This is a genomic window from Bradyrhizobium altum, from assembly GCF_020889705.1.
In the GTDB taxonomy this organism is placed as follows: Bacteria; Pseudomonadota; Alphaproteobacteria; order Rhizobiales; family Xanthobacteraceae; genus Bradyrhizobium; species Bradyrhizobium altum.
Window position 1 is genome coordinate 17,628 of record NZ_JACMYP010000041.1, and the last position, 25,225, is coordinate 42,852.

22 protein-coding genes are annotated in these 25,225 nt (G+C 64.2%); 14 read left to right on the forward strand and 8 right to left on the reverse strand.

Features of this window, described 5'->3' with window-relative positions; translation table 11 throughout:
- The 4 genes from H8B02_RS13705 to H8B02_RS13720 all read left to right on the forward strand — a co-directional run bounded on the left by H8B02_RS13705 (position 1) and on the right by H8B02_RS13720 (position 4,573).
- Positions 1-876: a carbohydrate ABC transporter permease gene (locus H8B02_RS13705; protein ID WP_092124618.1), complete on the forward strand. Its 876-nt coding sequence runs from the start codon at positions 1-3 to the stop codon at positions 874-876.
- Positions 873-1,910, forward strand: coding sequence for a carbohydrate ABC transporter permease (locus tag H8B02_RS13710; RefSeq protein ID WP_229166725.1), 1,038 nt, complete (start codon positions 873-875; stop codon positions 1,908-1,910). The genes H8B02_RS13705 and H8B02_RS13710 overlap by 4 nt, the downstream gene beginning before the upstream one ends.
- Positions 1,911-1,959: 49 nt before the next feature.
- Positions 1,960-3,399, forward strand: coding sequence for an extracellular solute-binding protein (locus tag H8B02_RS13715; RefSeq protein WP_312000884.1), 1,440 nt, complete (start codon positions 1,960-1,962; stop codon positions 3,397-3,399).
- Positions 3,400-3,481: 82 nt separating this feature from the next.
- A complete protein-coding gene (locus tag H8B02_RS13720; RefSeq protein ID WP_229166726.1) occupies positions 3,482-4,573 on the forward strand; it encodes an ABC transporter ATP-binding protein in 1,092 nt (363 codons plus the stop codon).
- 35 nt (positions 4,574-4,608) lie between these two features.
- Here the strand turns inward: H8B02_RS13720 and H8B02_RS13725 are convergent, their stop codons facing one another.
- Complete coding sequence (locus tag H8B02_RS13725) at positions 4,609-5,562, reverse strand: helix-turn-helix transcriptional regulator (protein WP_229166727.1); 954 nt, start codon at positions 5,560-5,562, stop codon at positions 4,609-4,611.
- Between the two features lie 585 nt (positions 5,563-6,147).
- On the opposite strand from H8B02_RS13725, the gene H8B02_RS13730 reads away from it, so the two are divergent.
- The 3 genes from H8B02_RS13730 (at position 6,148) to serA (ending at position 8,604) form a co-directional block, all read left to right on the forward strand.
- On the forward strand, positions 6,148-6,444 hold the full coding sequence (locus H8B02_RS13730; RefSeq protein ID WP_229166728.1) for a hypothetical protein: 297 nt from the start codon (positions 6,148-6,150) through the stop codon (positions 6,442-6,444).
- Between the two features lie 157 nt (positions 6,445-6,601).
- Entirely contained in the window at positions 6,602-6,970 is a 369-nt protein-coding gene (locus H8B02_RS13735; RefSeq protein ID WP_229166729.1) for a BA14K family protein, read from the forward strand.
- A 380-nt stretch (positions 6,971-7,350) separates the two neighbouring features.
- The gene (gene serA, locus H8B02_RS13740; protein ID WP_229166742.1) at positions 7,351-8,604 is read left to right on the forward strand and encodes a phosphoglycerate dehydrogenase; all 1,254 of its coding nucleotides are present in this window, start codon (positions 7,351-7,353) and stop codon (positions 8,602-8,604) included.
- A 9-nt stretch (positions 8,605-8,613) separates the two neighbouring features.
- Here serA and H8B02_RS13745 read toward each other — a convergent pair whose 3' ends face one another.
- Positions 8,614-10,053 (reverse strand): helix-turn-helix domain-containing protein, encoded by a 1,440-nt coding sequence (locus tag H8B02_RS13745; RefSeq protein WP_092124625.1) that lies wholly within the window; start codon positions 10,051-10,053, stop codon positions 8,614-8,616.
- A gap of 144 nt (positions 10,054-10,197) precedes the next feature.
- Between H8B02_RS13745 and H8B02_RS13750 the strand changes: the two genes are divergently transcribed.
- Both H8B02_RS13750 and H8B02_RS13755 read left to right on the forward strand, forming a co-directional pair.
- A complete protein-coding gene (locus tag H8B02_RS13750) occupies positions 10,198-11,826 on the forward strand; it encodes an isocitrate lyase (protein WP_229166730.1) in 1,629 nt (542 codons plus the stop codon).
- Between the two features lie 225 nt (positions 11,827-12,051).
- The gene (locus tag H8B02_RS13755) at positions 12,052-12,579 is read left to right on the forward strand and encodes a DUF4269 domain-containing protein (protein WP_229166731.1); all 528 of its coding nucleotides are present in this window, start codon (positions 12,052-12,054) and stop codon (positions 12,577-12,579) included.
- A gap of 9 nt (positions 12,580-12,588) precedes the next feature.
- On the opposite strand, the gene H8B02_RS13760 is transcribed toward H8B02_RS13755, so the two are convergent.
- Genes H8B02_RS13760 through H8B02_RS13770 form a run of 3 tightly spaced genes read right to left on the reverse strand, consistent with a single transcriptional unit; the run spans position 12,589 to position 17,156 of the window.
- Positions 12,589-13,803, reverse strand: coding sequence for a PepSY-associated TM helix domain-containing protein (locus H8B02_RS13760; protein ID WP_229166732.1), 1,215 nt, complete (start codon positions 13,801-13,803; stop codon positions 12,589-12,591).
- Complete coding sequence (locus H8B02_RS13765; RefSeq protein ID WP_229166733.1) at positions 13,796-14,821, reverse strand: extracellular solute-binding protein; 1,026 nt, start codon at positions 14,819-14,821, stop codon at positions 13,796-13,798. The genes H8B02_RS13760 and H8B02_RS13765 overlap by 8 nt, the downstream gene beginning before the upstream one ends.
- A 1-nt stretch (position 14,822) precedes the next feature.
- On the reverse strand, positions 14,823-17,156 hold the full coding sequence (locus tag H8B02_RS13770) for a TonB-dependent siderophore receptor (protein ID WP_376711657.1): 2,334 nt from the start codon (positions 17,154-17,156) through the stop codon (positions 14,823-14,825).
- A 263-nt stretch (positions 17,157-17,419) separates the two neighbouring features.
- On the opposite strand from H8B02_RS13770, the gene H8B02_RS13775 reads away from it, so the two are divergent.
- On the forward strand, positions 17,420-17,617 hold the full coding sequence (locus H8B02_RS13775; protein WP_229166734.1) for a hypothetical protein: 198 nt from the start codon (positions 17,420-17,422) through the stop codon (positions 17,615-17,617).
- A 264-nt stretch (positions 17,618-17,881) separates the two neighbouring features.
- On the opposite strand, the gene H8B02_RS13780 is transcribed toward H8B02_RS13775, so the two are convergent.
- The 3 genes from H8B02_RS13780 to H8B02_RS13790 are packed head-to-tail and all read right to left on the reverse strand — an operon-like array spanning position 17,882 to position 21,207.
- Positions 17,882-18,808, reverse strand: a complete 927-nt coding sequence (locus tag H8B02_RS13780) for an acyl-CoA thioesterase (RefSeq protein WP_229166735.1) — start codon at positions 18,806-18,808, stop codon at positions 17,882-17,884.
- A gap of 5 nt (positions 18,809-18,813) precedes the next feature.
- Positions 18,814-19,929 carry an Rv3169 family protein gene (locus H8B02_RS13785; protein ID WP_229166736.1) on the reverse strand — a complete coding sequence of 372 codons (1,116 nt, stop codon included), beginning with the start codon at positions 19,927-19,929 and terminating at the stop codon, positions 18,814-18,816.
- Positions 19,930-19,983: 54 nt separating this feature from the next.
- Positions 19,984-21,207 (reverse strand): ABC transporter substrate-binding protein, encoded by a 1,224-nt coding sequence (locus H8B02_RS13790; protein ID WP_229166737.1) that lies wholly within the window; start codon positions 21,205-21,207, stop codon positions 19,984-19,986.
- A 201-nt stretch (positions 21,208-21,408) separates the two neighbouring features.
- On the opposite strand from H8B02_RS13790, the gene H8B02_RS13795 reads away from it, so the two are divergent.
- The 4 genes from H8B02_RS13795 to H8B02_RS13810 all read left to right on the forward strand — a co-directional run.
- Entirely contained in the window at positions 21,409-22,962 is a 1,554-nt protein-coding gene (locus H8B02_RS13795; protein ID WP_229166738.1) for an acyl-CoA synthetase, read from the forward strand.
- A complete protein-coding gene (locus H8B02_RS13800) occupies positions 22,962-24,029 on the forward strand; it encodes a phosphotransferase family protein (protein ID WP_229166739.1) in 1,068 nt (355 codons plus the stop codon). Before H8B02_RS13795 ends, H8B02_RS13800 begins: the two co-directional genes overlap by 1 nt.
- A complete protein-coding gene (locus tag H8B02_RS13805) occupies positions 24,026-24,535 on the forward strand; it encodes a hypothetical protein (protein ID WP_229166740.1) in 510 nt (169 codons plus the stop codon). The genes H8B02_RS13800 and H8B02_RS13805 overlap by 4 nt, the downstream gene beginning before the upstream one ends.
- Before the next feature lie 187 nt (positions 24,536-24,722).
- The coding region (locus H8B02_RS13810) for an aromatic ring-hydroxylating oxygenase subunit alpha (protein WP_229166741.1) at positions 24,723-25,225 on the forward strand (503 nt) is incomplete at its 3' end.

Genomic DNA, 25,225 nt, shown 5'->3' on the forward strand with positions numbered 1-25,225 from the left:
ATGATGCGGAATGATCCGATCAAGCATGTCTTCATCTGGCCGGCGGTGCTCGTCGTGCTGGCGATCTCGATCTTTCCGCTGATCTATTCGCTCACCACGAGCTTCCTGAGCTATCGCCTCATTCCGCCGATCCCGCCACGGGTGGTCTGGCTCGGCAACTATGCCACGCTGTTGCAGGAGCCGCGGTTCTGGAATGCGATCTTCACGACGACGCTGATTGCCTTCATCGCCGTCGGGCTGCAATACGCGATCGGTTTCGGCGTCGCCTTGGCGCTGAACGCACGCGTGCCGGGCGAGCGGCTGTTTCGTGTCGCCTTGCTGCTGCCCATGCTGCTGGCGCCCGTCGCGGTCGCGCTGGTCGCACGCATGATGTTCAACCCGACGATGGGGCCGCTCAACCAGTTCCTGTCGAAGTTCGGCCTGGTCAACCTGCCGTTCCTCACCAACGGACATTGGGCGCTCGCCTGCATCATCGCGGTCGAGGTCTGGCAGTGGACCCCGTTCGTCATCCTGATGATGCTGGCCGGCCTGCAAACGCTTCCCGAAGATGTCTATGAGGCCGCCGAGCTCGAGAATGCCAGCGCCTGGCAGCAGTTCTGGGGCATCACCTTTCCGATGCTGCTGCCGATCTCGGCTGCGATCGTCTTTATCCGCCTGATCGAGAGCTACAAGATCATGGACACGGTGTTCGTGATGACGGGCGGCGGCCCGGGCGTGGACACCGAGACGCTGACATTGTTCGCCTATCAGGAAGGCTTCAAGAAGTTCAATCTTGGCTACACGTCGGCGCTCAGCTTCCTGTTCCTGATCGCGATCACGATCATCGGCGTCACCTATCTGGCGCTGCTGCGGCCTCATCTGGAGAAGCGCCGATGAGCGGGCAGGGCTTGACCGGATTGTCGCCGTGGAGCCGCCGCCTGGTCGCGGTCGGCGTCCTCGTCTGGTGCCTGATCACGGTGTTTCCGCTCTATTGGGTGGTGGTGACCGCATTCAAGACGCCGCCGGGCGTGGTCGGCGGACCGACCTATCTGCCGTTCATCGACTTCACGCCGACCTTGCAGCCCTTCATCGATCTCTATCAGGGGATCCGCGGCGAGTTCTTCCACACCTTCCTGAATTCGACCATCGTCGGCCTGTCTGCGGCAGCCATCGCCACCGCGATCGGCGCAATGGCGGCCTATGCGCTGGTGCGGTTCGAGTTCAGGGTACGCCTTGGTGCGGGCCTCGTGTTCTTCCTGCTCGCACTCGGCGGCTATCTGCTCTTCAACACGACGTTCGGATTTACCCGGCCGCAGGCGCTGCTGCTCGCCTTTCCGATCGCGCTGATCGCTGCTGTCGTCGCCAATCGCCTGCCGTTGCCCGGACCGATCCTCGGCAATGAGGACATCCTGTTCTGGTTCGTCAGCCAGCGCATGTTCCCGCCGATCGTGACGGCCTTTGCGCTGTATCTGCTCTACAGCGAGATCGGCCGGTTGGGCTTCCAGCTGATCGACAGCTTCGTCGGCCTGACGCTGTGCTACGTCGCCTTCTCGCTGCCGATCGTGGTCTGGCTGATGCGCGACTTCTTCGAGGCGGTGCCGATCGAGGTCGAAGAGGCGGCGATGGTCGACAACGTGCCGAGCTGGCGCATCTTCTTCGGCATCGTGGTGCCGATGTCGATGAACGGGCTGCTGGCGACGTTCATGATCACGCTGGCCTTCGTCTGGAATGAGTTTCTGTTCGCGCTGTTCCTGACCAATTCCAGATGGCAGACGCTGCCCATCCTGGTGGCGGGACAGAACAGCCAGCGCGGCGACGAATGGTGGGCGATCTCAGCTGCGGCGCTCGTCGCAATCGTTCCCATGATGATTATGGCGGGCCTGCTCAGCCGGATGATGCGGTCGGGCCTGCTAATCGGGGCCATCAAATAGCAAAAAACCTTGTAGGGAGGACTAGACGATGTTGCGACGGACGTTCCTGATGCTGACCACCTCGCTCGCGATGGCCTGTGCCGCGAGCCAGGCGAATGCTGCCTGTAGCCCGGATTACACCGGCGTCACCCTGACGGTGGCGTCGCAGACCGGACCGTATATCGCGTCCGCGCTCAAGCTCGGCGCGGACGAATGGGCCAAGAAGACCTGCGGCAAGGTCAACGTCGTCGAATTTCCGTGGTCCGAGCTCTATCCGAAGATCGCGACATCGCTCACGGCGTCCGACGCGACGTTCGACCTCGTCAGCTTCGCGCCGGCCTGGCTGCCGGATTTCGTCCCCTACCTCAGCGAGATGCCGAAAGAGATGCAGTCCGGCAAGGATTGGGACGATATCGAGCCGGCCTACCGCGAACGCCTGATGGTGTGGGAAGGCAAGATCTACTCGCAATCGATGGACGGCGACGTCCACACCTATACGTACCGCACCGACTTGTTCAGCGATCCCAAGGAGAAGGACGCCTTCAAGGCCAAATACGGCTACGACCTCGCGCCGCCGAAGACCTGGAAGCAATATCTCGACATTGCGGAGTTCTTCCAGCGGCCCGACAAGGGCCTGTGGGGAACGGCGGAAGCTTTCCGTCGCGGCGGTCAGCAGTTCTGGTTCTTCTTCAGCCACGCCGCGGCCTACGCCAACAATCCGAACTATCCGGGCGCGATGTTCTTCGACCCCGAGACGATGGACGCGCAGATCAACAACCCGGGCTGGGTGAAGGGGCTCGAGGAATACATCCGCGCGTCGAAACTCGGGCCGCCCAACGCGCTTAACTTCTCGTTCGGCGAGGTGAACGCAGCCGTGGCCGGCGGCCAGGTCGCGGAATCGATCGGCTGGGGCGACACCGGTGTCATCGCGGCCGATCCGAAGCAGTCGAAGATCTCGGGCAAGGTCGGCTCGGCGATGTTGCCGGGTTCGGACGAGATCTGGAACGCCAAGACCAAGAAGTGGGATAAATTCCCGAGCGTGCTTCCGGGCCCGTTCATGGCATTCGGCGGCTGGCAGATCGCGGTGCCGAAGGCCGGCAAGAACCAGCAGGCGGCGTGGGACTTCGTCAAGACGCTGACGAGCCCCGAGGTGTCGGGCCAGGCGGCGATCACCGGCGGCAGCGGCGTCAATCCCTATCGCAAATCGCACACCGCCAATCTGCAACTGTGGAGCAAGATCTTCTCGCCGGAAGAGGCCAAGGAATATCTCGGCGCGCAATCGGACTCCATCAACGCCAAGAACGTCGCGCTCGACATGCGTCTGCCCGGCTATTTCTCCTATACCGAGGTGGTGGAGATCGAACTCGGCAAGGCGCTGGCCGGCCAGACCACGCCACAGGCGGCGCTCGACGCGATGGCGAAGGAGTGGAATCGCCTGACCGACGAATTCGGCCGGGCCAAGCAGCTTGCCGCCTATCGCGCGGCGATGGGCCTCCCGCCGAAGAACTAGCCTTCCAGTGAGACCTCCCGGATGATGCCCGAGCGTCATCCGGGCTTGACCAGCCGTCGACGAAAGGACGGAAAAGGATTCCATGGCGCACGTCGAGATCGAGAACGTCAGCAAGGCATACGGCCCCTACAAGATCATCGAAGGGCTCGACCTCAACGTGGCCGACGAGGAGTTTGTCGTGCTGGTCGGCCCGTCCGGCTGCGGCAAGACCACGACATTGCGCATGATCGCGGGACTGGAGGCCGTTACCAGCGGGACCATCCGTATCGGCAACCGCGACGTCACGCAGTTGCGCCCCGGCTTGCGCAATTGCGCGATGGTGTTCCAGAACTACGCGCTCTATCCGCACATGACGGTCGGCGAGAACATCGGCTACGGCATGAAGGTGCGCGGCGAATCGCGCGCCAGCATCGAGAAGGCCGTCAATGATGTGGCGCGCGTCCTCGATCTGGAGCAATACCTGCAACGCCGGCCCAAGCAGCTTTCCGGCGGACAACGCCAGCGCGTGGCGATCGGCCGTGCCATCGTGCGCAGCCCGGACGTGTTTCTGTTCGACGAGCCGCTGTCCAATCTCGACGCCAAGCTCCGCATCGAGATGCGGACCGAGATCAAGGCGCTGCATCGCCGTCTCGCCAAGACGATCGTCTATGTCACGCACGACCAGGTCGAAGCCATGACGATGGCCGATCGCGTCGTGGTGATGAACAGAGGCCGGATCGAGCAGGCGGCCGATCCGATCACGATCTACGAGAAGCCCAGCAACCTGTTCGTCGCGGCCTTCATGGGCGCGCCCAGCATGAATTTCATCGATGGCGAAATCATCGCCCGCGACGGCGCGCTCACCTTCACCGCGCCATCGGGCACGGCGTTGCGCGTGCCGAAGTCGCGTGAGGCGGCCTATGCGAGCAGCGCCGGCAAGCCGGTGGTGCTCGGCGTGCGGCCCGATCATGTGTTGCAGCAAGGCGCGCCGGCGGGTTCTTCCGTCCGGCTGCTCGTGAAGGACGTGGAGCCGCTGGGGCCGCACACGCTGGTGATCGGGACCGTCGCCGGTTTTGCGTTCACAGCGCAAATGCCGGTCGGTGTCGCCGCGGAGCCGGATCATGTCATCGACGTTGCGCTCGATCTCGAGCGAACGCATTTGTTCGACAAGGCGTCAGGGATGGCCATCTCCTGATTTGCGCCGCGGCGTTGAGTGCAACCCAAACTCTCTTAGCTGCAGAACCCTCGGGCTCGTCGCACCGTATCGGACGGGTACAGGCCAAATGCGGAGCGGTACACCGCTGCGAAACGGCCCAGATGCGTAAAGCCCCACTTCAGTGCAACTTCGCTGATCGGGAGCATGTTCTCCGGTCGCGACAGCTCATCGTGGATCGCTTCAAGTCGAATCTTCCGCAGATAGGCGACAGGCGTCGTGCCGTGAATTTTGCGGAAGCCCAATTGCAGCAGCCGGCTGCTCACACCAACCGTTGCGGCAATATCCGATATCGTCAGCGGCAGATGTGGATTGGCCCGCATATACTCAACTGCGCGCCGAATGTAACGCGGCGGCGCATCGAGCGGATGGCGATTCAACCGGTCGCTCAGCCGATGCGGGACGTTCTCAAGGATGAGCTGTATCGCAGCCTCGGAGAGCAGCGCGCTGGCTTTCGGAGAGCGCACCAGGATGCCGTCATACAAGCCGGTCGCGCCCGTACGAACAAGCTGAAGAAGGATCTGCCCGACGCCGGTCGACAGATCGACGACCGGTGTCAGATTGAGGTCTTCCAGCGCTGTGCTCCCGAACGTCGCGGACAGCACCTTTGTCACCATGCCCGTGTGCAAGGTGAGCGTGACGCTCGCGTATCGTCCATCGACCGCTTCGACCCGCTGCGCCTGCATCGTCGGAAGCGGAACGATCGCGATCTCGGCGGGGGTTCGTTGCACGCTCTTTCCTGCAATGCGCATCTCGGCCTTGCCGGCATTCAGCAGGCTTATCGCGAGTTCTCCCGACGTACTCTCGTACGAATAGTGCCAATCCCAACCCGCAGACAGTTCCGCCCGCACGACGTCGATTTCCGCACCAATTGCAATATCCGCATGCCAACGAAACGATTCGTCAGGCCGCGGCGAGGAGTGCGCATTGATTCCGTGCGGCTGGAGCATTTCCAGCAGCTCCTCAAACAATGATCCCGATCGCGTCGGAGGTGCAACGAGTATGTCTTCGACCATCAAATTCCGAACCAGCGGATGTTTGCTGTCCGCGAAATGACCCGATTCATCGGGATCGGGTATCGATCGTTCAGGGCGTCCGCCCACACGCATAGACCGCATCACCACCCTAGCACAGCTTTGCTGAGTTCGGCCCGCGCTCTCCTTCGCGATCCCTTCAATATCCGATTTTCGAACAAGATATCCAGATCACGCAATCGAGCCGCGGAAGGTAACATTTGATCTCATTCGCACGCCTGGATCGCGCGAAAGTTCCGATTTGGTCGCGCCGCGCTGACGTTTGAGAGCACGCGCGAATGCGCAACGTTCGCGACCGATCTTGGTAGCCACAATCCGAATGCCTCCATCCGGAATGCGATGCCGTCCATGGACTCATAGCCCATTTGGCCTAAATGCTTTCGACCTACTCAAACGGGTTATGAAAGCATGCTTACAAGGATAATTTGCGTATTCGCGCTCACGGTTCTTTCGTCCATACCTGCGTTGGCCGATAGCTGTGCAGATCACGTCCAGAGTACCGGCGTTCCGATGGTAACGGGCATGACGCACAAGACCTGGATGACCTTCCCGTCGGTCAATCCCGGTGCTGCCCTCGACAAGGTGTCGCGAGCGGTTCTGGCCGAGGGCTTTGTCGGTGTGAACGTAGACAAGAAGCTTGGCACCGTGACCACGCAGCAGGAGACCACCGGATCCGGCCGGCCGCAGACGTTGCAAGTCGTCGTCCGCAAGGACGGCAAAGGCAGCCGCGTCGATGCGACGTTCATCTTGCCTCCCGGACAATTGGCTCCAGGTGTCGGCGAAAACCTCTGCCGTGTCGTGAATGCGGCCGGTCAATGAACTCCGTCCATCCGTGAATCCACGCTGACGCGCGAAGTGTAACCGGCCGCGCGTGTACGGGTGTCGTCCGGTCCGACCAGGCGAGCCCACAATCCATACTTGGAGAATCGGGACGCAGGGGCCGGCCTGCGCCCACAGAAATGAAGCAGGAGAGACGATGCGTAGCGCTCACATTCTGAAAGTCGTTTTGATGGCCGCCACCGGTGCGACGGCGTTTTCCGCCTCCGTGAGGTCGGCTCCGTTACAGCACGGTGCCGGCGTTGCGGCCGCGGTGCCGGCAGTGACGGAGAAGGTCTGGTGCCGTTACGGGTCTTGTTATGACAATGGCGGCGGCGCTGCCGTCGGCGGACTGGTCGGTGGCCTGATCGGGGGCGTCATCGCGGCCGGTGCGGCCAACGCCGCCGCGCAGCAGGAAGCTGCCGCCGCCCAGCAGCACGCGACGTCTTGCGCCCAGCGCTATCGCTCGTACGATCCCGCGTCGAATACGTTCCAGGCAAAGGACGGCCGGCGCTATCCCTGCCAGTGATGAGATTGCAAGCCGCGACTGCGGCCGGCTTGCGGGCACCGGCGCAGCGAAGTGAACCCGCCGCTCCGGACACGCCCCTCGGCGACGAGCGGAGCACGAATGGGATGGCAGAGCTCCGGCCGGTGAGCCGGAGCAGGCGTTCGAACGCCCCAGGAGCCGCAGCGGCGCGTCTGCCGGCGAGTTGACCAAGACATACGGCTAAAGTGGCCGAATCGGTTCCCGCTCTGTGTCTGGAGGCGCGGATCGAGGGGGGCTTCGTCGGAAATCGCAGGGTGCGCCGCCGATGGCGGCTTCTGACGCGATTGTTTTCCATGTTATCACCTGATCCGTCGAAACTGCGTTCGTGCCTAACCTGCCCGAACCTACGAGCCTGGATCTTGATGATGTTGTCGCTGCCCAAGACCAAAATACGCGTGCTGCTGCTGGAGGGCGTGAATGATTCAGCAGCCCGGATGTTCGAGGCGAACGGCTATACCGAGCTGCAACGTCTGCCCAAGGCGTTGGGGCCCAAAGAGCTCAAGCAAGCGCTGTCGGGTATCCATATGCTGGGAATTCGGTCGCGGACCCAGTTGACCGCGGAAATCCTCGAGGCGGCCGACCGGTTGCTCGTTGTCGGCTGCTTTTCGGTCGGCACCAATCAGGTGGATCTCGACGCCGCGCGAAAGCTCGGAATACCCGTATTCAACGCGCCATATTCCAACACGCGCAGCGTGGCGGAGCTGACCATCGCCGAGATCGTCATGCTGTTCCGCCGGATCTTTCCGCGTTCGGTCTCCGCACATGCCGGCGGCTGGGACAAGTCCGCCGAAGGCAGCCGTGAGGTGCGCGGCAAGACGCTCGGCATCGTCGGCTACGGCAACATCGGCTCGCAGCTGTCGAACCTTGCGGAAGCCATGGGCATGCGCGTGATCTATTTTGATCAGACCGACAAGCTCCGCCACGGCAATACCGAGCCCGCTGAATCGCTCGACGCGCTGCTCGCAGCGAGCGACGTCGTCTCGCTGCATGTGCCGGAGACGCCGACCACCGCCAACATGATCGGCGCAGCCCAGCTCCAGCTGATGAAGCCCGAGGCCTATCTGATCAACAACTCGCGCGGCACCGTGGTCGATCTCGATGCGCTGGCGAGCGCCCTGCGTGAGGGCCGGCTGGCGGGTGCCGCGGTCGACGTGTTTCCGGTCGAACCGGTGTCGAACGAGGCGCGCTTTGTCTCGCCGCTGCAGGGCCTCCCCAACGTCATCCTCACACCGCATGTCGGCGGTTCGACGGAAGAAGCGCAGGATCGCATCGGCGGCGAAGTTGCACGCAAGCTGATCGATTATTCCGACGTCGGGTCGACCTTCGGCGCGGTCAATTTTCCACAGGTGCAATTGCCGGCGCGACCGACCGGCACCCGTTTCATCCATGTTCACCGCAATGTTCCGGGCGTCATGCGTCAGGTCAACGACGCGGTGTCCCGGCACGGGATCAACATCCTGGCGCAATATCTGCAGACCGATCCGGAAGTCGGCTATGTCGTGCTCGAGACCGACGTGGTCGGCGGCGAAGGCGAGGGACTGCTGGCCGATTTGAAGGCCATCGACGGCACGATCCGCGTGCGGGTGCTGTATGACGCGAACCGGCCGCAGGGGTGATCGATCTCGTCAATCCGCCGAGAAGCCGAACGGGACGCTCGAGGTTCTGAAATCGTCGGGAAGAATCTCGCGTCCGATCGGAGGCGCCGACCGCGCTGCGCATCGCGGGCGATGGCAGACCCGGCAGGCGACGCCGATCGGGGTCGGCTCATCCGCGTTCGGCCCCTGTCCGTCGCGCGTGTAGATCAGCTGGCTCGCATGCTCGGCGGCGCAGCCGATCGCGATCGCCCGCTCGACGCGGATGGCGCCGAACGCGCCGCCGCCGGCGGTCACGGTGCGGGCGATCGAGAAGAACCGCTGTCCATCGGGCAATTCCAGCCATTGCGTGACGATCTGGCGTGGCGTCTTGAAGATATCGTGGACCGACCATAGCGGACACGCGCCGCCGTGCTTGGCAAACGGGAAGCCGGCACCATCGAGCAGCTTGGAAATGTTGCCGGCCGGATCGACGCGGATCAGGAAGAATGGGACCTTCTCGAGGCCTGGCCGCTGCAGGGTCGTGACGCGGTGCGCGATCTGCTCGAAGCTGGTGCCGAATTGGCGCGCCAGCGCCTCGAGATCGTATCGACGCGTCTCAACTGCTTTGGCAAACACGGAATACGGCATGATGAGCGCGGCCGCTGCATAGGCCGCGAGTGCCCGGCGGGCCAGCAACTCGGCGCTCTTGCTGGTGAACTTGCCGTCTTCCACCGCCGCGCCGATTTCGCCTTCCAGTTCCAGATAGGCGAGTTGCTTGGCCAGCTGGAAATTAAGGCCTGCGGTATCGAGCGAGTCCTCGAGCAGCAATTGCCTGCGATGGAGGTCCAGTCGCCTGACCGAACCGAGCATGACGTTCGGCGGCAGGTAGCGGACCTGGAGCTTGTGACGCTCGCGAAGCCGCTCGATAAATCCGGCTGGTCCGGCCGGTTCATGGACGAGCCGCTCGGCGGCATCGTCGAGGTTGGCGAAATTGTTGCGGCGCGCGGCGAGAAATCGCCTGACCTCGGCAACGGGATCGTTGGCGTCAAAGTTCTCCTGCCCCGGGTGGGACCCGCCACCCACCAGGTCCGGCGCCCGTCGCTCGGCCAGCGCCAGTTGCTCTTCGCGATAGGCGGTGTAGAGGCGAAGGAACGCTTCGGTCATTCCGGGATAGCTGACAGCGAGGTCGCTAACCTCGAGCGCGGGGATGTCGATGTCGGCAAACATCGGCTCCTTCAAAACCGACTGCATGCGCGCGGTGTGATCCGCGCCGCCGTCGCCGGCGAGATCGGCTAGATCGATCTTGTAGGTCCGGGCCAGGCGAAGCAGCATATCCGCCGTCACCGGCCGCTGATTGCGTTCCAGCAGCGCGACATAGGGGGCGGAGATTTCGAGATCGGCCGCCATGTCCGCCTGGGTCAGCCCGAGATCACGCCGCAGCCGCCGCAGCCGCGGGCCCATGAAAACGGAACGGGCGCTTGAGGTTACCATCGCCTAATCCATCGGTTGTAAGATTCTTACAACAATACATCTGTTTCTTGTAAGTTATGACAAGTTTTCCGCGCCAGGTCTAGCTCCCGGCGAGGCTGGCCTTACAAAGAGACCAGTTATTTCGTCACCGAAGGGATCACGGACATGAACTTCCAACCGCGCGGGATCAGCATCCAGGGGCCGGCTTCGTATCAGAGCGAGCTTGAGGCGGCCGAAGCGCTCCTCAAGACCAAGGACACCTGGAACGGCGTCACCGCCGAGGCCGTGGCGCGCATGCGCCTGCAGAACCGCTTCAAGACCGGTCTGGATGTCGCCCGTTACACGGCTGCGCTGATGCGCGCCGACATGGCCGCCTATGACGCCGACAGCACCAAGTACACCCAGTCGCTCGGCTGTTGGCACGGCTTCATCGCCCAGCAGAAGCTGATCTCGGTCAAGAAGCACTTCGGCACTACCGATCGCCGTTACCTCTATCTGTCCGGCTGGATGATTGCGGCGCTGCGCTCCGAGTTCGGACCGCTGCCCGACCAGTCGATGCACGAGAAGACCTCGGTGCCGGCGCTGATCGAAGAGCTCTACACCTTCCTGCGCCAGGCGGATTCCCGTGAGCTCAACGACATCTTCCGCGCGCTCGATGCGGCCCGCAAGGAAGGCGACAAGGCCAAGGAAAAGGCGCTGATCGAGAAGATCGACAATTTCCAGACCCATGTCGTGCCCGTCATCGCCGACATCGACGCCGGCTTCGGTAATGCCGAGGCGACCTACCTGCTCGCCAAGAAGATGATCGAGGCGGGTGCCTGCGCCCTGCAGATCGAGAATCAGGTCTCCGACGAGAAGCAGTGCGGCCACCAGGACGGCAAGGTCACCGTGCCGCACGAGGTGTTCATCGCGAAGATCCGCGCTTGCCGCCATGCATTCCTCGAGCTCGGCGTCGAAGACGGCATCATCGTGACCCGTACCGACTCGCTTGGTGCCGGCCTGACGCAGCAGATCGCCGTGAGCCACAAGCCCGGCGACCTCGGCGACCAGTACAACAGCTTCCTCGATTGCGAGGAAGTGACGGCTGCCAATGCGCGCAACGGCGACGTCATCCTCAACCAGAACGGCAAGATGATGCGTCCGAAGCGTCTGCCCAGCAATCTCTACCAGTTCCGTCCCGGCACCGGTGCGGATCGCTGCGTGCTCGACTGCATCACCTCCCTGCAGAACGGCGCCGACCTGTTGTGGATCGAGACCGAGAAGCCGCACATCGAGCAGATCGCCAGCATGGTCGATCGCATCCGCAAGGTCATTCCGAACGCGAAGCTCGCCTACAACAACTCGCCGTCGTTCAACTGGACGCTCAACTTCCGTTGGCAGGTCTACGACGCGATGAAGGAAGCCGGCCAGGACGTCAGCAAGTACAACCGCGCCGAGCTGATGAAGGTGGAATACGACGGCACGCCGCTGGCGATCGAAGCCGACGAGCGTATCCGTACCTTCCAGGCGGATTCGGCCAAGCGCGCCGGCATCTTCCACCACCTGATCACGCTGCCGACCTATCACACGGCTGCGCTGTCGACCGACAATCTCGCGAAGGAGTATTTCGGCGACCAGGGCATGCTCGGTTACGTCAAGAACGTGCAGCGTGCGGAGATCCGTCAGGGCATCGCCTGTGCGAAGCATCAGAACATGGCGGGATCCGACATCGGCGACGATCACAAGGAGTACTTCGCGGGTGAGGCCGCCCTCAAGGCGGGCGGCGCGCACAACACGATGAACCAGTTCGGCTGATCGATCGAACAGGTCATTTAGACATCGGCTGGACAGGCGGGATTGCGAGGCAGTCCCGCCTGTCTGCTCGTTTGGCGGGGCGATTTCGACCACGGTGACGCGGTCGAGATCGCCCCGTAGCGTTTGCAAGACCGTTCCTGTCAGGGCCACGCCCGCTTGTCGAGGTTCCCTCACTCCACGCCAGCGTGGTATTGCGTCGCTGCGATCCTGAGGGCATGCCACGCGATGACTATCGGGCACTACGCATCCGCCGTCACCAGCTCCGCCGTGATGGAGCTGCTCAGGCCGTTCGATCCCCGCATCGTCGGAACGCTGCCGCTCGGCCTCGCCGTGCCGGGTAGCGACATCGATATCGTCTGCCACGCGCTGGACCCGAACGCTTTCGCGGACATCGTTTGGACCCACTACCGATCGGCCGATGATTTCGTGCTGTACCGATGGGTCACGGGAACGCGGCCGGCAATTGCCCGCTTTGTGTGGGATGGCTGGCCGTTCGAACTGTTCGGTGACCTGCGTCCGGTCGATCAGCAGCAGGGCTGGGTCCATTTCGAGGTCGAGCGGCGGCTGCTCGCGCTTGATGACGGACGGCTGCGGCGAGCCGTCGGCAAGTTGCGGGCAGATGGCCTCAAGACCGAGCCTGCGTTCGCCGCCGTGCTCGGGATATCGGGCGATCCCTATCGCGGGTTGCTCGAACTCGCTGCCGAAACGGACGCCGCGTTGCGCGGCCGGCTCGCGGCGTGCGGTCTCGGCTGATTGCGAGGTTCATTCACCCGGAACGAGGTGCCCCATCGGCTGTCGCGCGAGGCGCCGGTGCTTGCGACGCGACAGATAGAGCAGCAGGCCGGTCACGGCGAACAGCGGCATCATGGCGGCGGCCAGCATGAAGGCGAGCTTGCCGGGCCAACCCAGGATCGCGCCGCGGTGGATGTCGAGCACGCCGACGAGGACGCGCTCGCCAAACGTCTTGTCCGCGTAGCGATCCGACGAGATGACGCGGCCGGTGACGGCGTCAACCCGGAATTCGTCGCGCACGCTTTCGAGCGACGAATCTCGCGGCCATGACCGCACGCGTACCGCCGTGCCCGCGCCGGCCGGCAGGGTCAGCAGGACCCGCCCGTAATCGTTGTTCTCCTGCTGCAGGAACGTGGTCCAGACCCGATCGAAGGCGAGCGGCTTTGCTTCGGCCTTCGCTTCGATTTTGGCTTCGCCCTTGCCCGCGGCGGCCGCCGCGCCGCGTGGTGGCTTGGGCTGCATCGCCGCATCCGTGGCCTGCGGCCGCGCCAGGAGCCAGTTGGCGCCGGCTTCGTACCACTCGAACGAGTACCACAGGCCGGTCAGCGTCATCACCAGATAGACCGGCAGCACCCAGGTGCCGATCACGGCGTGCAGCGAGCGGTGCAGGCCGCGCCCGCGCAGGCCCAGATTTGGCTTCAGCCACATCTTCACGCTGCGTGCGCGATGCGGCCAGCGCAGCACGAGGCCGGTGATCAGCATCACGATCAGGCAGATCGCGGCTGACCCGGTGATCTTGCGGCCTATGCCGTTGCCGTCCCCCGGTAACAGCAACCAGCGATGCAGCTTGCGGACGGTGGCGAAGAAGTCCTCGCCGCGCGGCGAGCCGAGCACGTGGCCGTCATAGGGGTCGACATAGACCGAGGACGGCCGCGCGCCGCCTTCGCTGCGGGCGAAGCGGATGCGTGCGGCCGCTGACGGGTCGCTCGCCATCGTCACGGCGGAGGCCCGGCCGAAGTCGCCGGCCGACTGCAGCCGTGCGACCAGTTCATCCGGTGTCAGCCGCCGCGTCGCACTGGCATCGACGCGCATGATGTGGCTGTTCAGGCTGGCCTCGATCTCGTCTTCGAACGCCATTGTCGCGCCGGTGATGCCGACTACCGCCCACAGCAGTGCCAGAGCGAGGCCGGCGAGGGAGTGGACCTGCAGCAGCGCGGCCTTGATCGGGCGGCGGATATCATTCATTGAATCCGGCCTTTCGGATCAGTGCGATTGCGGCCGCTTGCTGCGCGGCGATCTCGTCGATGGGGAGAGCATCGGCAGCGAACGATCCGATTCCCTCCACAATCGGGGCCCGCTTTGCGGTCGCAAGCACGGGGTATTCCAGCTCGGCGGTGGAGAAGATCGTCTGGGCCTCGGGTGTGACGAGGAATTCGAGGAAGGCGCGTGCCGCGGCCGGATGCGGTGCGTGCCGGGCGATCGCCGCGCCGGTCAGGTTGACGTGACTGCCGCCGCCCGCGAACACAGTCGGCACCGCCTTCACGGCTTCCGCCCATCCGCGCCAGTCATTGCCTTCGCGGCCGTCGCGGAGCTGCGCGAGCGCGACCGTGTTGCCGATCCCGATGTCGCAGCGTCCTTCCGCGATCTCGCGGATCACGTCGTTGTCCTTGCCGTTCGGCTTGTGGACGAGATTGGCCTTCAGCCCGGCGAGCCAGCTCTCCGTTGCATCTGTTCCGTGATGCGCAAGATAGGCCGTGATCAGCGCGACATTGTTCTGGTGCAGCGCCGGCCGCATGCACAATTTGCCGCGCCATTTGGGATCAGCGAGCTCGTCATAGGTGATCGCCGCGAGCGGGTTGTCCTTGCTTGCGAACACCACACGCGGACGGATGGCGAGCGCGATCCACTGGCCGTTGCTACCGCGCAGGTTCGCGGGCACCACCTGCGCAAGCGCCGGCGATGCCAGTGCCTGCGTCAGCCCGCGCGCGGCAAGCTGGGTCGTCTTGTCGAGACCGATGGTGAGCAGGACATCGGCAGGTGAACTGTCGCCCTCGGATGTCAGTCGCTTGACCAGGCTGTCCTCGACAAAGACGGTCTTGACCTTGGTGCCGGTCGCTGCCGTGAAGGCCGCGACGACAGGCTCGACCAGATTGGCTTCGCGGGTCGAATAAAGCGTCAACTCGTCGGCCCGCACCGGGGTGCAGGCGTACGCGAGCGCGGCCAGAGCAGCCAGCAGTCCGATCGCTGTCCGTGCCGTGGCCATGCTAGAATTTCACCGTCGCCGAAAGCGAGAAGCGCCGCGCGTCGCCCATCGCCACGGCCAGATTGCTGACGGCCGAGGGATAGTAGACGGTATCGAACAGGTTCTTGACGTTGAACTGATAGACCACCGGGAACGTCTGGACCTTGGTCTCGTAGGTCGCAAAGACATCCGCGACGGTGTAGGCGGGCAGCACGAAGCTGTTCGTGGCGTCGCCGGGCCGGTCGCCGACATAGCGTGCGCCGCCGCCGAGACGCAGCCGGCCGGGCAGGGTGGTGCCGAAATCATAGACCAGATAGAGCGAAGCGGTCTTGAGCGCGACGTTCTGCAGCGCCTTGCCGGCGAGCGTCGGATCATCGGTGACGCGCGCATCGGTATAGCCATAGCTGCCGATCATGCTCCAATTGTCGGCTAGCCTGCCGGTGACGTCGAGTTCGACGCCGCGCGAGCGAACCTTGCCGGCGGTGCGGTACTCGACAATGCTGGTCGCAGGGTTGAGCTGCGAGACCAGCACGTTCTTCTTGTCGATATCGTAAAGCGCAAGCGTGCCGGAGATCCGCTTGTTGAAGTCGAACTTGACGCCGGTCTCCCACTCGGTTCCCTCTTCCGGGGCGATGTTGGAGCCGATCACGACGCCACCGGTGAGCGGCGCAATGGTCGAGGTCGGCTTCAGCGACTGGGTGTAGCTCGCATAGAGCGAGACCTCGTCGGTGAGCTTGAGGATCGCGCCGCCGAGCGGCAGCGCCTTGTCCTGCGAGACGTTGGTGTTGGTGATGAAGGGCCGTCCCTTGCCCGCGATCTGGTCGTATTCCATGTAGCGCACGCCGCCGACCAGCGCGAAGCGCTCGGTTAGGTGCAGCGTGTCCTGGAAGAACAGCGACCACTGGCCAAGCTTGTCGGTCTGGGCGCTGTCGGCGGCGGACACCGTGGTGCCCGGCGTGATCAACCCATAGACCGGATTATAGAAGTTGAAGCTCGGCGTTGCCTGCCGGATCAGGTTGTCGCGGTAGATCGTGCGGTACTGGCTGTCGCCGCCGAACAGCACCTCGTGGCGGAAACCGCCGAGCCAGACATTGCCCTGCAGGTAGGAGGTGCCGTAGCTCGCATTGCTGAGCGAGCCCTGCGTGCCGTCATTGCTGCGGGTCTCGGCGCCGGTCTTGGTATTGATGCCGGTGATGCGGAGCTGGTTCGCGCTGAACGTCTCGGTGTTGTAGCTGTAGGCCGCGAACAGCTTCCAGTCCTGGTTCAGCCGGTGCTCGACCGAGGCCTGCATCAGGTCCGAGGTGCCCCACACGTTGTTGAAGGGCTCGTCGAGCCGGCGCGCCGCCGGGATCGCCAGCGGCGCCTTGGTCACGGGATCGAATGCGGTGCCGCGGTCGAACGGCGTGATGAACTCGCGGTGCTCGTAGTTGAGCTGGACGGTGGTGTTCTCGCCGTACCAGGCCAGCGACGGTGCGACCAGCATCTCGCGGTGGCGTCCGAAATTGCGCCAATAGTCCTCGCTCACGCCATAGCCGATGAAGCGGTAGGCGAGGCCGCCATTGCCGATCGGGCCGGTGATGTCGATGGTACCGTCGGCGCCGTTTTTGTTGTTGGCGAAGGTCGAGCCGAGCAGGGTGACCGAGCCATGTTGATAGAGTTCGGGGCGCTTGCTGATCGTATTGACGATGCCGCCGGGATCCATGATGCCGTAGAGCAGCGACGCCGGGCCTTTCAGCACTTCGACGCTTTCCACCGCCGCGTCGAGGCTGCGGCCCTGCACCAGCGGCATGCCGTTGCGCATGATCGAGCCGTCGCGGTTGTCGCCGAAGCCGCGGCGCATCACCGCATCCTGGGTGCCGGCCAGCGTGTTGCCCTGGGTGACGCCGCTGACATTGGCGAGCGCGTCGTCGAGATTGCGCGGCAGCTGATCCTTCAGCACCTGTTCCGGCACGACGTTGACCGTCTGCGCGGTGTCGAGCGGCGAGGCGCCGCTGCGCAAGGTGGTTGAGCTCGGCATCGCGCGATAGTGCAGCTTGGCTTCGTTCGACACGGCGGCGGCAGCTGCCGCGCGCTCCGATGGGGGCGGGGGCGTCGGCTGGGCATTCCGGCTGCGCTGCCGTGCCGCGGCGGCCGACTGCGTTCGCTGTGCCGACCGCGCCGAACTGACTGCGGGCTTGCGCTTCTGCGTCGGTTGGTCGACCGTGACCGGCGGCAAGGGGACGCTCGATTGGGCGCTTGCCGGCGTCACCGCCGAGGAGACGTCGGCGAGCAGGAATGCTGCACCGATCAGCAGGCGGGTGCGGCCTTTGTCGGCGGCATTTCGACGGTCGCCGACAATCCGGCGATCAGCATTCACAGGCACTCTTGCACTTCCGATTCACGCAAACTTATTCACGCCGCGCCTCTAGCAGTCGGCGCGCGCGAAAAGAACCGGAGCAGACTTGAATCCCTCTAACCGGATAGGATTTGAATCGTTCTAAGACAATGCAGGGCCCGCGCGCGAGCGCGAGCCCTGCATCTCATGACTTGATTTCACGTTAGCGCGTCAAATGGTCGCGCGATCCTGGCCTGAGGTGAGCGGTCGTTGTCCTGTCACGCCTCAGGCGTAGGTTAGCTCGTGTGGCGCGCGATGCGCGTCACGACATCGCCAGGCTGACGGGCGCCGAGCCGACCATTCCCGTGCTCACGCCATCGCGCGCCATCGATTCGATTGCGCTCCAGTTCTCGCGGAAGATTCGCGCCGCCTCATTGGCGCTTTCCGCCTGGATCGTCAGACTGCACGCGCGTCTCGCGCCATTGCTGGCAAGCTGGAAGTAGAGAACATATCCAGACGGTTCCGCGCTCGGTGCGCCCGACGGTGCCTGCTGCATGTAGGTTTTCCCCAATCGTGTTTTTGTTGCGCCACCCGCAGGCAGGATTGGACTGAGATGCGGCACAGTCGTGGTTCAAAATGCGCAACCTGCACGATTGCGCATTTTGTCTGCCGGTGTTGCCGGGATTCAACAGGTCATGGAACCGGTGATGAACAGCGGCTGCAACTCAGCTGCGATCACGACGCCGTCTCGACTGTTGCAGCGTGAGCTACGCATCGCCATCCGGATGCACCATCAAGGTTTCCTGGATCGAGGTTGCGAGCATCGACCCATCGCGGTCATGGACGCGGGCGATCGACAGCCCGCGGCCGCCATCGGCGCATGGGCTCTCGGTTTCGACATGCATCCAGGCGTCGGGCGAAAACGCACGATGAAACCAGATGCAATGGTTGAGGCTCGACAGATAGAGCGGCGCGCGCAACTGCAGCTCGCGGAGATGGCCGCCGACGCTGGAGAAGTTGAGCCACCAATCCGAGAGATAGGCGAACACCGCGGCCTCGGCGCGGGAACCGGGGGTGAGCGGCAGCCGGCATCTGATCCAGAAGCGCAGGCGCGGCTCTGCCGTCGCGGCCGAAAGCTGACGTTCGATCTCGGGGATGCGGAAATCCATGCTGGGCTTGATGTGCGGCGAATAGGGGCCGAGCGGCCGCAACTGCGCCATCAGCTCATCGGGGATCATGGTCAGATCGGGCAGGCTTTCGGGATCTTCCGGCGGCGCAAACGGCGCTGCGTGTCGCGGGCCCGGCTGGGCTGCGCAGAACGTGGCCTGCACGCTCAGCACGGTACGGCCGTCCCCCTGGCTGCCCGCGACGTGGCGGGAGGAGAACCGCTTGCCGTCCTGCAGAACCTCCGCGTCAAACGTGATGCGCCGGGTGGGATCGGCGCCGCGCAGGAACAACAGCTGCAGCATCGCCGCCGGGCGATCTTCGGGTGCGCTCAGCGTTGCGGCCATCATGGCCTGCCCGAGGATCTGGCCGCCATACGAACGGCCGTTGAGATTGCCGTCGCCGAAGCGGCTGCGATAGCGCAGCGGGCCAATGGTCTCGAGCGAGACCAGCGCCTCGGCCGCCTTGTCGTCCCACGGTTCGCACGCAGCGGCGTGCCCTTCCGCGACGCGCTTGCCTTGCCCGTCCATCCCGATCACATCGCCGGAAATTTCTGCGGTCCCGGATAGAGCGGATAGCCCGCGGCGACGCCATATTCGCTGATGCCAAATCCGGTCTCGTTGCCGCTTTCGAGCCGGACGACATGGTCCGACAGCGTGCGTGCGATGGCGCGTGTCGCCGCGTCGTCGAGATTCCAGATGTCGTGCGCGCCATGGTTCTCGCCGCGGTCGTCGCCTTGGGTCCAGCCTTGCAGGCCGCCATACATGCCCGCCTTGAGATAAAATCGCGTCGGCAGTCCGTGCATCCTGACGCGGCGCGGCTCGCCGCGATCGAAGCCGAAGGTGAAGTCGGCCACAGCGATGGTTTGGCCGAGCGGATCGTCGACCCATTCGATCGCGTGCTCGACCGAGGTCACCTCGCGATGCGAAACAGATCCGTCGGCTTCGCGGCGGAACTCGCTGCCCGAGAGGTAATGCGGTTTGCCCGGCGTGCGCTCCTTGATGAAGATCGACAGCGCCGACGTCTCGAACTGGAACATCGACCAGGTCCAGAAGAAATTGCGATGGGTTGCAACCGGCGGCCTGGTCTCGTCGGTGCGCATCTCGGAGCGCAGGCCCCAGGAGCGGTCACGCTGTCCCCACCACAGTTCCGGTTCGATGTTGGTGCGCTTGCCGTCGGCGACGATCCAGCCGCGCCAGCGGCCGAATTGCGAGACGCGCGCGAGGTCTTCCTCGACGACGCCGTTGCGCTCGCGAAAATTCTGCTTCTCCTGCGCCGCCGGAAAGCTCGCCTTGAACTCGAGCTGAAAGCTGATTCCGGACGGGTTGTCGGCGAGCGACAGCCGATGCAGGCCGTTGCCCTCGACAATCTCGATCCTGAGCCCACCGACTTCCGTCTCCAGCGGACGCGCCCCGAGCCGGCGCGAGGCACGGAAATTGTGCTGGCGGCGGCCGATGGTGATGCCGGCAAAGCCGTCCATCACGTTGCGGTTCGGGTAATAGCCGAGCCCGATGTCGATCAGCAGTTCACGGCCATCGATCGGATGCGCGGTGTACCAATAGCGCTCGGTGAACCTGGCATCGCCGCCGCCTACTTTGGCAAACGGTTGCGGCGTCTGGTGGCCGATGAGATCGTCCTGGGCTGTCAGCATTGTTCTTGTCCTTGTGTTTGAGCCGGCTCGGTCAGTCGGATGCGAGGCGCGGGATCAGTCCTTGGCCGGGCCCGCGCCCACGATGTCGCCGAACAGCACCCAGGTCTTGCCGTCGAAGCGGGCGAAGCGTCGTTCGGTGATCGCCGCATAATCCTGCGGCGTGGTCTGGATGGTGATGCCCGGGAGCAGCATCGGCAGCTCGATGCCGCTGAGGTTGGTGGCCTGCTTCAGCACGTTCTCCCGCGTGAGATTGTCGCCGCTGCGCTGCAGGATGATCGCGCCGAGCTGGGCCGTGGTGTAGCCGGTCACCGCGATCACGTCGTTCGGGTCCATCCCCGGCATGTATTTGGCGGCGAAGGCGAGATAGTCGGCCACGCCCTTGTCATTGGCCCAGGCCGGATCGTTCGGCGTCTTGTAGGAGGTCGTGGTCAGGATGCCGGTCGAGGCCTCGATCCCTGCCGGCACAAGCACGCCGGCGATCGAATTCGCGGTCGAGCCGAGGAAGATCAGCGGCTTCCAGCCGAGCTCGTGGATCTTGCGGATCGCCATCGAGGCGAATTTGTTCTGCGCGGCGATCAGGATGGTGTCGGCGCCGGACGCCTTCAAATTCACGATCTGGGAGTCGATCGTGGGCTCGGTCGACTGATACATCGCCTCCTTGACGATCATCGTGTCGGCTTTCGCGCCCAGTCCTTCCTTCAGGCCAAGGACAAAATCCTTGCCGATGTCGTCGGCCTGCAAGAGCACGCCGATCCTGGCATCCCGCTTCTCGCGCAGCACGTAGCGCGCGATGATCCGGGATTCGTTGACGTAGGTCGGCGAGTAGGGCGTCGTCCAGGGAAACTGCTTGGGATCGTTCCAGCGGGTGCCGCCGCTCTGCACGAGAAGTTGCGGAACGCCATTGCTGTTGAGGTATTTCTGGATCGCGGCGTTGGTCGGCGTGCCGAACGGCGCCATGATCGCGAGCACCTTGTCGTTCTCGACCAGCGCGCGCGTCACCTCGACGGTTTTTGGCGGGCTATAGGCGTCGTCGCGGGTTACGAAATTGATGTGGCGGCCGTTGATGCCGCCTGTCTCGTTCAGCATCGTGAAATAGGCGAGCATGGTCTTCGGGAAGCTCGCATAGATCGACGCCGGTCCGCTGTAGGGCGCATTGGCGCCGAGCAGGATCTCGGTGTCGCTGACCCCGGGACCATAGGCCTTCTGGGCGTTCGCTGTTCCGAGCGCGCCGGTGAGCGCGAACGCCCACACGGCAAGCGTGACGATTGGCTTCCGCATCTTCCCCTCCCATGACGCCCTCTTTCGCGGGGCTCGTTGATCCCTACGGCGGTGCCTCAAGGGCTTTACCCGTCGCGTTGGCTGTGTAATAATAGACCGTCTGTCCGGATTATCAACTGAAATCTCCGGGCGGCGTATCGGCTTCACGCATGACGGAAACAACCGCAGGCGCGCGCGGCCGCATGGCGGTGAGGAGGAAACATGAAGCTGACGCAGGCGCTCATCTCGGCGGTGCAGTTGCGCAAGGATGCGCCCGGCACCATCCATGCGGGACGGTCGCGAAGCTGGAAGGAGATCGGCCGCCGCGTCGCCTGCGTCGCGGGCGGACTGCGGCGGCTCGGCGTCGAGGCCGGCGATCGCGTTGCGATCCTTGCGCACAACAGCGACCTCTATATCGAGGCGCTCTATGCCATCGCCTGGGCCGGTGCGGTCGCAGTGCCGCTCAACACACGCTGGGCGGTCGCCGAGAATGCCTATGCGATCGACGATTCCACGCCAAAGCTGTTGCTGGTCGACAAGGCCTTTGCCGAGATCGCATCAAGCCTGCGTGGCGCGAAATCACTCACCGCGATGGTCTATCTGGACGAGGGACAGGTTCCCGACGGCATGCAGGGCTATGACGAGCTTGTTGCGAACGCGCCGATCGAGGATGCCTGCGGCGCCTACAACGACCTCGCAGGCATCTTCTACACCGGCGGCACCACCGGCTTTCCCAAGGGCGTGATGCTGTCGCACGCCAATATCATCTATGAATCGCTGGTCTGGATCTATGCGCTGCGATTCCGCGAGGACACGCGGTATCTGCACTCGGCCGGCATGTTCCATCTGGCCGGCACCTCGCCGATGATCGCGCTCACGCTCGTGGGCGGCACCCATGTCACGATCCCGAAATTCGAGCCTGAGCTCGCGATGAAGACGATCGCCGAGCACAAGGTAGATTACTGCCTGTTCGTGCCGACCATGCTCAACATGATGCTCAATCATCCGTCCTTCGGCACGTACGATCTGAGCAGCGTCAGGGATTGCGAGTATGGCGCCTCGCCGATGCCGGATGCGCTGCTGGTCAAGCTGATGCGCGTGCTGCCGAGCTGGCGCTTTCACCAGGGCTACGGCATGACCGAGAGTGCGGCGCTGGCGACAATCCTGCCGTGGGAGTACCACGCGCTGGAAGGACCGCTGGCGGGAAAGCGCAAATCGGCAGGGCGGGCGGCGCCGGGCGTCGAAGTCCGCATCATCGATCTCGCGGGCAACGAAGTGCCGCGCGGCACGGTCGGCGAGATCGCGATCCGCGGCGCCGGCGTGATGCTCGGATACTGGCGCAAGCCGGAAGAGAGCGCGCGGGTGCTGCGCAACGGCTGGCTGCACACCGGCGACGGCGCCTGGATGGACGAGGATGGTTTCGTCTATATCGTCGATCGCCTGAAGGACATGATCGTCTCCGGCGGCGAGAACGTCTATTCCGGCGAGGTGGAGAACGCCATCTTCCAGCACGAGCAAGTCAGGGAATGCGCCGTCATCGCGGTGCCCGATCCGCAATGGGGCGAGGCGGTGCACGCGATCGTCGTGCCGAAGGACGGCGCACGGCTCGATTCCGACATGGTGATCGCGCATTGCCGCACCCTGATCGCGGGCTACAAGTGCCCGCGCTCGGTCGACATCCGTCTTGAACCGTTGCCGCTGACCGGCTCCGGCAAGATCATGAAGTCGGCGCTGCGCGAGGAGAAGTGGCAGGGCTATACGAGGTCGGTCAATTGATGCAGGACGTTGCCAAACGATCCGATGATGTGTCGGCCGCGCCGGAGGCTGTTCGTCCGGTCGCGGTCAATGACGACGCGGTGCGCACGGCGCTCGCGCAGCATCTGTCGCGGATCTCCGGGAGCCGGACGGAGATCACGAGCTTCGGCCGCAAGTCGTCCGGCTTCTCCTGGATCACCTATGCTTTCGTGGCGCGCTCTGCGGCTGAAGGGGATCGCAAGCTGATCCTGCGCGTCGGTCCGCCGAACGGGCTGTTTGCGCCTTACTCGGTGCTGCCACAGGTCTATGCGCTGCAGTCGCTCGCCGGCAGCGGCGTGCCGGTTCCGGCGCTGGTGTCATCAGAACAGCATGGCGCCGAGATCGGCTTTCCGTTCTTCATCTGCGCGCATGTCGAGGGCGACGTCCCCGCACCCTGGGCGGCGAGCGAGCTCGATCCGGACCACAAGCGCGCGATCGCCCGGCAGTTCGTCGAAATCCTGGCGTCGCTGCATCGGATCGACCCAGGCGCAACCGCATTCGCATCGCTGCAACAAGGCGGGCGACGCGCCGAAGTTTGCGCGATCGCCGGCTGGCGTGCGTCGCTGGCGCGTCCGACGGCGCGCTATTATCCGCTGCTCGATTGGGGCGGACACTGGCTTGAGGACACCTGCCCGCAGCCGCCATGCCGCACCATCGTTCATGGCGACTACCGGATCGGGAACTTCATCGAGCGCAGTGGCCGGATCGTTGCCATTCTCGATTGGGAGCTCACTCACCTGGGCGATCCCCATGAGGATCTGGCTTGGGCGATGATGCCGACCTTCAATGCCAGGAGCCGGAAGCTCTATGGCGTCCTCGAGCGGGCGGAGGTGATCGATCTCTATCAACGAGCCTCCGGCATTGCGGTCTCGGACAAGAGCCTCGCCTTCTACGAGGCATATGCGCTGTATCAGGCGGCGGCGATCCAGATGTGTGCGGTGCGCGCCTTCGAGGTCGATCGCTTCAACGACATGCGCCTCGCCGTGATGGCGAGCCAGATGCCCTCGATCGTGCGGGCCTTCGAGCGCGCATTGGAGGCCGCGGCATGAGTGCATCCTTCGAGCGGCTGATCGACGGCATTATCGATGCCCTGCAAAGCCATGTCGTGCCGAACAGCAACGACGATTTCGTCCGCGGGCAGGTGTTCTCCGCCATCTATGCGCTGAACGGGCTGAAGCTCGCGGCCGACTGGAAGGCCGGGCCGCTGCTGGAGCAGGTGCGTCTGCAGGACGATACTCTTGCTGCGGTCAAACGATTGGCGGACGGCATGGCGCATCCGGAGATTCCCGCGACGCCGCGCCTCACGAGCGACATCTCCGACGCTGCCGCGATCGAGGCCTTGCGCGACGAAGGCGACCGGCGGCTGGGGCAGCTTCTGCTTTGGGCGAGCGGCGCGGACGCGCGCGCAGCCAATCGCGATCTCGCGGCTGGGATCGAGCGCCTGCTGCGGCGTGCGACCTGCGACCAGCTCAAGATCGAGCTTGCGACGACGCCGAAGTCGATGCTGCAGCAGATCGCAGGCGGCGAGCGCGACGGTGGCGTGGCACAGGGCTGAGACGGTTGCGTCGCCGTCCACCGGGGATTGCATCGTTGCACGCTGCTCCGGAACCAGCCGCGGTGTTTGCAAAGGAGCTTGCCGGCCCGCCGCGTACGTGTTATTCATTGACCGAACGGTCGTTCGGATTATTATTGACGGCCGGTGAAGGCATCCGCGGCAAGCGGCCGGCGAGGGAGACGGAGCGATGAACATGATGACCGGCGTCTCGCCATGGGAGCGGCTGATCCGGCCCGACCGGGTGCACGGATCTCTGTACACCGATCCTGAGATCTTCGAGGCCGAGCTCAAGAACATCTGGTACCGGACCTGGGTCTATGTCGGGCACGAGAGCGAGGTACCGAACGCCAACGACTACGTCGTCAAGTCGATCGGCCCGCAATCCGTGATCATGACGCGCGACGAGCAGGGCAAGGTCAATCTGCTGCTCAACCGCTGCTCGCATCGCGGCAACCAGGTCTGCTCTTTTGAGCGCGGCAATGCGCGCTCGTTCACCTGTCCGTTCCACTCCTGGACCTTTGCCAATGACGGCCGCCTGGTCGGCTATGCCTTCCCGGACGGTTACGAGGGGCAGGACAAGGCGCAGCTCGCGCTCGGGCGGGTGACACGCGTCGAGTCCTACCGCGGCTTCGTGTTCGGCTCGTTCGCGGCCGATGGCCCGACCCTGAAAGAGCATCTCGGCGGCGCGCC

What these genes read in the sequence shown, in the direction of transcription:
- H8B02_RS13705 (WP_092124618.1), top strand. Translation starts at nt 1, where the DNA reads ATGATGCGGAATGATCCGATCAAGCATGTCTTCATCTGGCCGGCGGTG.
- H8B02_RS13710 (WP_229166725.1), top strand. Translation starts at nt 873, where the DNA reads ATGAGCGGGCAGGGCTTGACCGGATTGTCGCCGTGGAGCCGCCGCCTG.
- H8B02_RS13715 (WP_312000884.1), top strand. Translation starts at nt 1,960, where the DNA reads ATGCTGACCACCTCGCTCGCGATGGCCTGTGCCGCGAGCCAGGCGAAT.
- H8B02_RS13720 (WP_229166726.1), top strand. Translation starts at nt 3,482, where the DNA reads ATGGCGCACGTCGAGATCGAGAACGTCAGCAAGGCATACGGCCCCTAC.
- H8B02_RS13730 (WP_229166728.1), top strand. Translation starts at nt 6,148, where the DNA reads ATGACGCACAAGACCTGGATGACCTTCCCGTCGGTCAATCCCGGTGCT.
- H8B02_RS13735 (WP_229166729.1), top strand. Translation starts at nt 6,602, where the DNA reads ATGCGTAGCGCTCACATTCTGAAAGTCGTTTTGATGGCCGCCACCGGT.
- serA (WP_229166742.1), top strand. Translation starts at nt 7,351, where the DNA reads ATGATGTTGTCGCTGCCCAAGACCAAAATACGCGTGCTGCTGCTGGAG.
- H8B02_RS13745 (WP_092124625.1), bottom strand. Translation starts at nt 10,053, where the DNA reads ATGGTAACCTCAAGCGCCCGTTCCGTTTTCATGGGCCCGCGGCTGCGG.
- H8B02_RS13750 (WP_229166730.1), top strand. Translation starts at nt 10,198, where the DNA reads ATGAACTTCCAACCGCGCGGGATCAGCATCCAGGGGCCGGCTTCGTAT.
- H8B02_RS13755 (WP_229166731.1), top strand. Translation starts at nt 12,052, where the DNA reads ATGACTATCGGGCACTACGCATCCGCCGTCACCAGCTCCGCCGTGATG.
- H8B02_RS13760 (WP_229166732.1), bottom strand. Translation starts at nt 13,803, where the DNA reads ATGAATGATATCCGCCGCCCGATCAAGGCCGCGCTGCTGCAGGTCCAC.
- H8B02_RS13765 (WP_229166733.1), bottom strand. Translation starts at nt 14,821, where the DNA reads ATGGCCACGGCACGGACAGCGATCGGACTGCTGGCTGCTCTGGCCGCG.
- H8B02_RS13780 (WP_229166735.1), bottom strand. Translation starts at nt 18,808, where the DNA reads ATGGACGGGCAAGGCAAGCGCGTCGCGGAAGGGCACGCCGCTGCGTGC.
- H8B02_RS13785 (WP_229166736.1), bottom strand. Translation starts at nt 19,929, where the DNA reads ATGCTGACAGCCCAGGACGATCTCATCGGCCACCAGACGCCGCAACCG.
- H8B02_RS13790 (WP_229166737.1), bottom strand. Translation starts at nt 21,207, where the DNA reads ATGCGGAAGCCAATCGTCACGCTTGCCGTGTGGGCGTTCGCGCTCACC.
- H8B02_RS13795 (WP_229166738.1), top strand. Translation starts at nt 21,409, where the DNA reads ATGAAGCTGACGCAGGCGCTCATCTCGGCGGTGCAGTTGCGCAAGGAT.
- H8B02_RS13800 (WP_229166739.1), top strand. Translation starts at nt 22,962, where the DNA reads ATGCAGGACGTTGCCAAACGATCCGATGATGTGTCGGCCGCGCCGGAG.
- H8B02_RS13805 (WP_229166740.1), top strand. Translation starts at nt 24,026, where the DNA reads ATGAGTGCATCCTTCGAGCGGCTGATCGACGGCATTATCGATGCCCTG.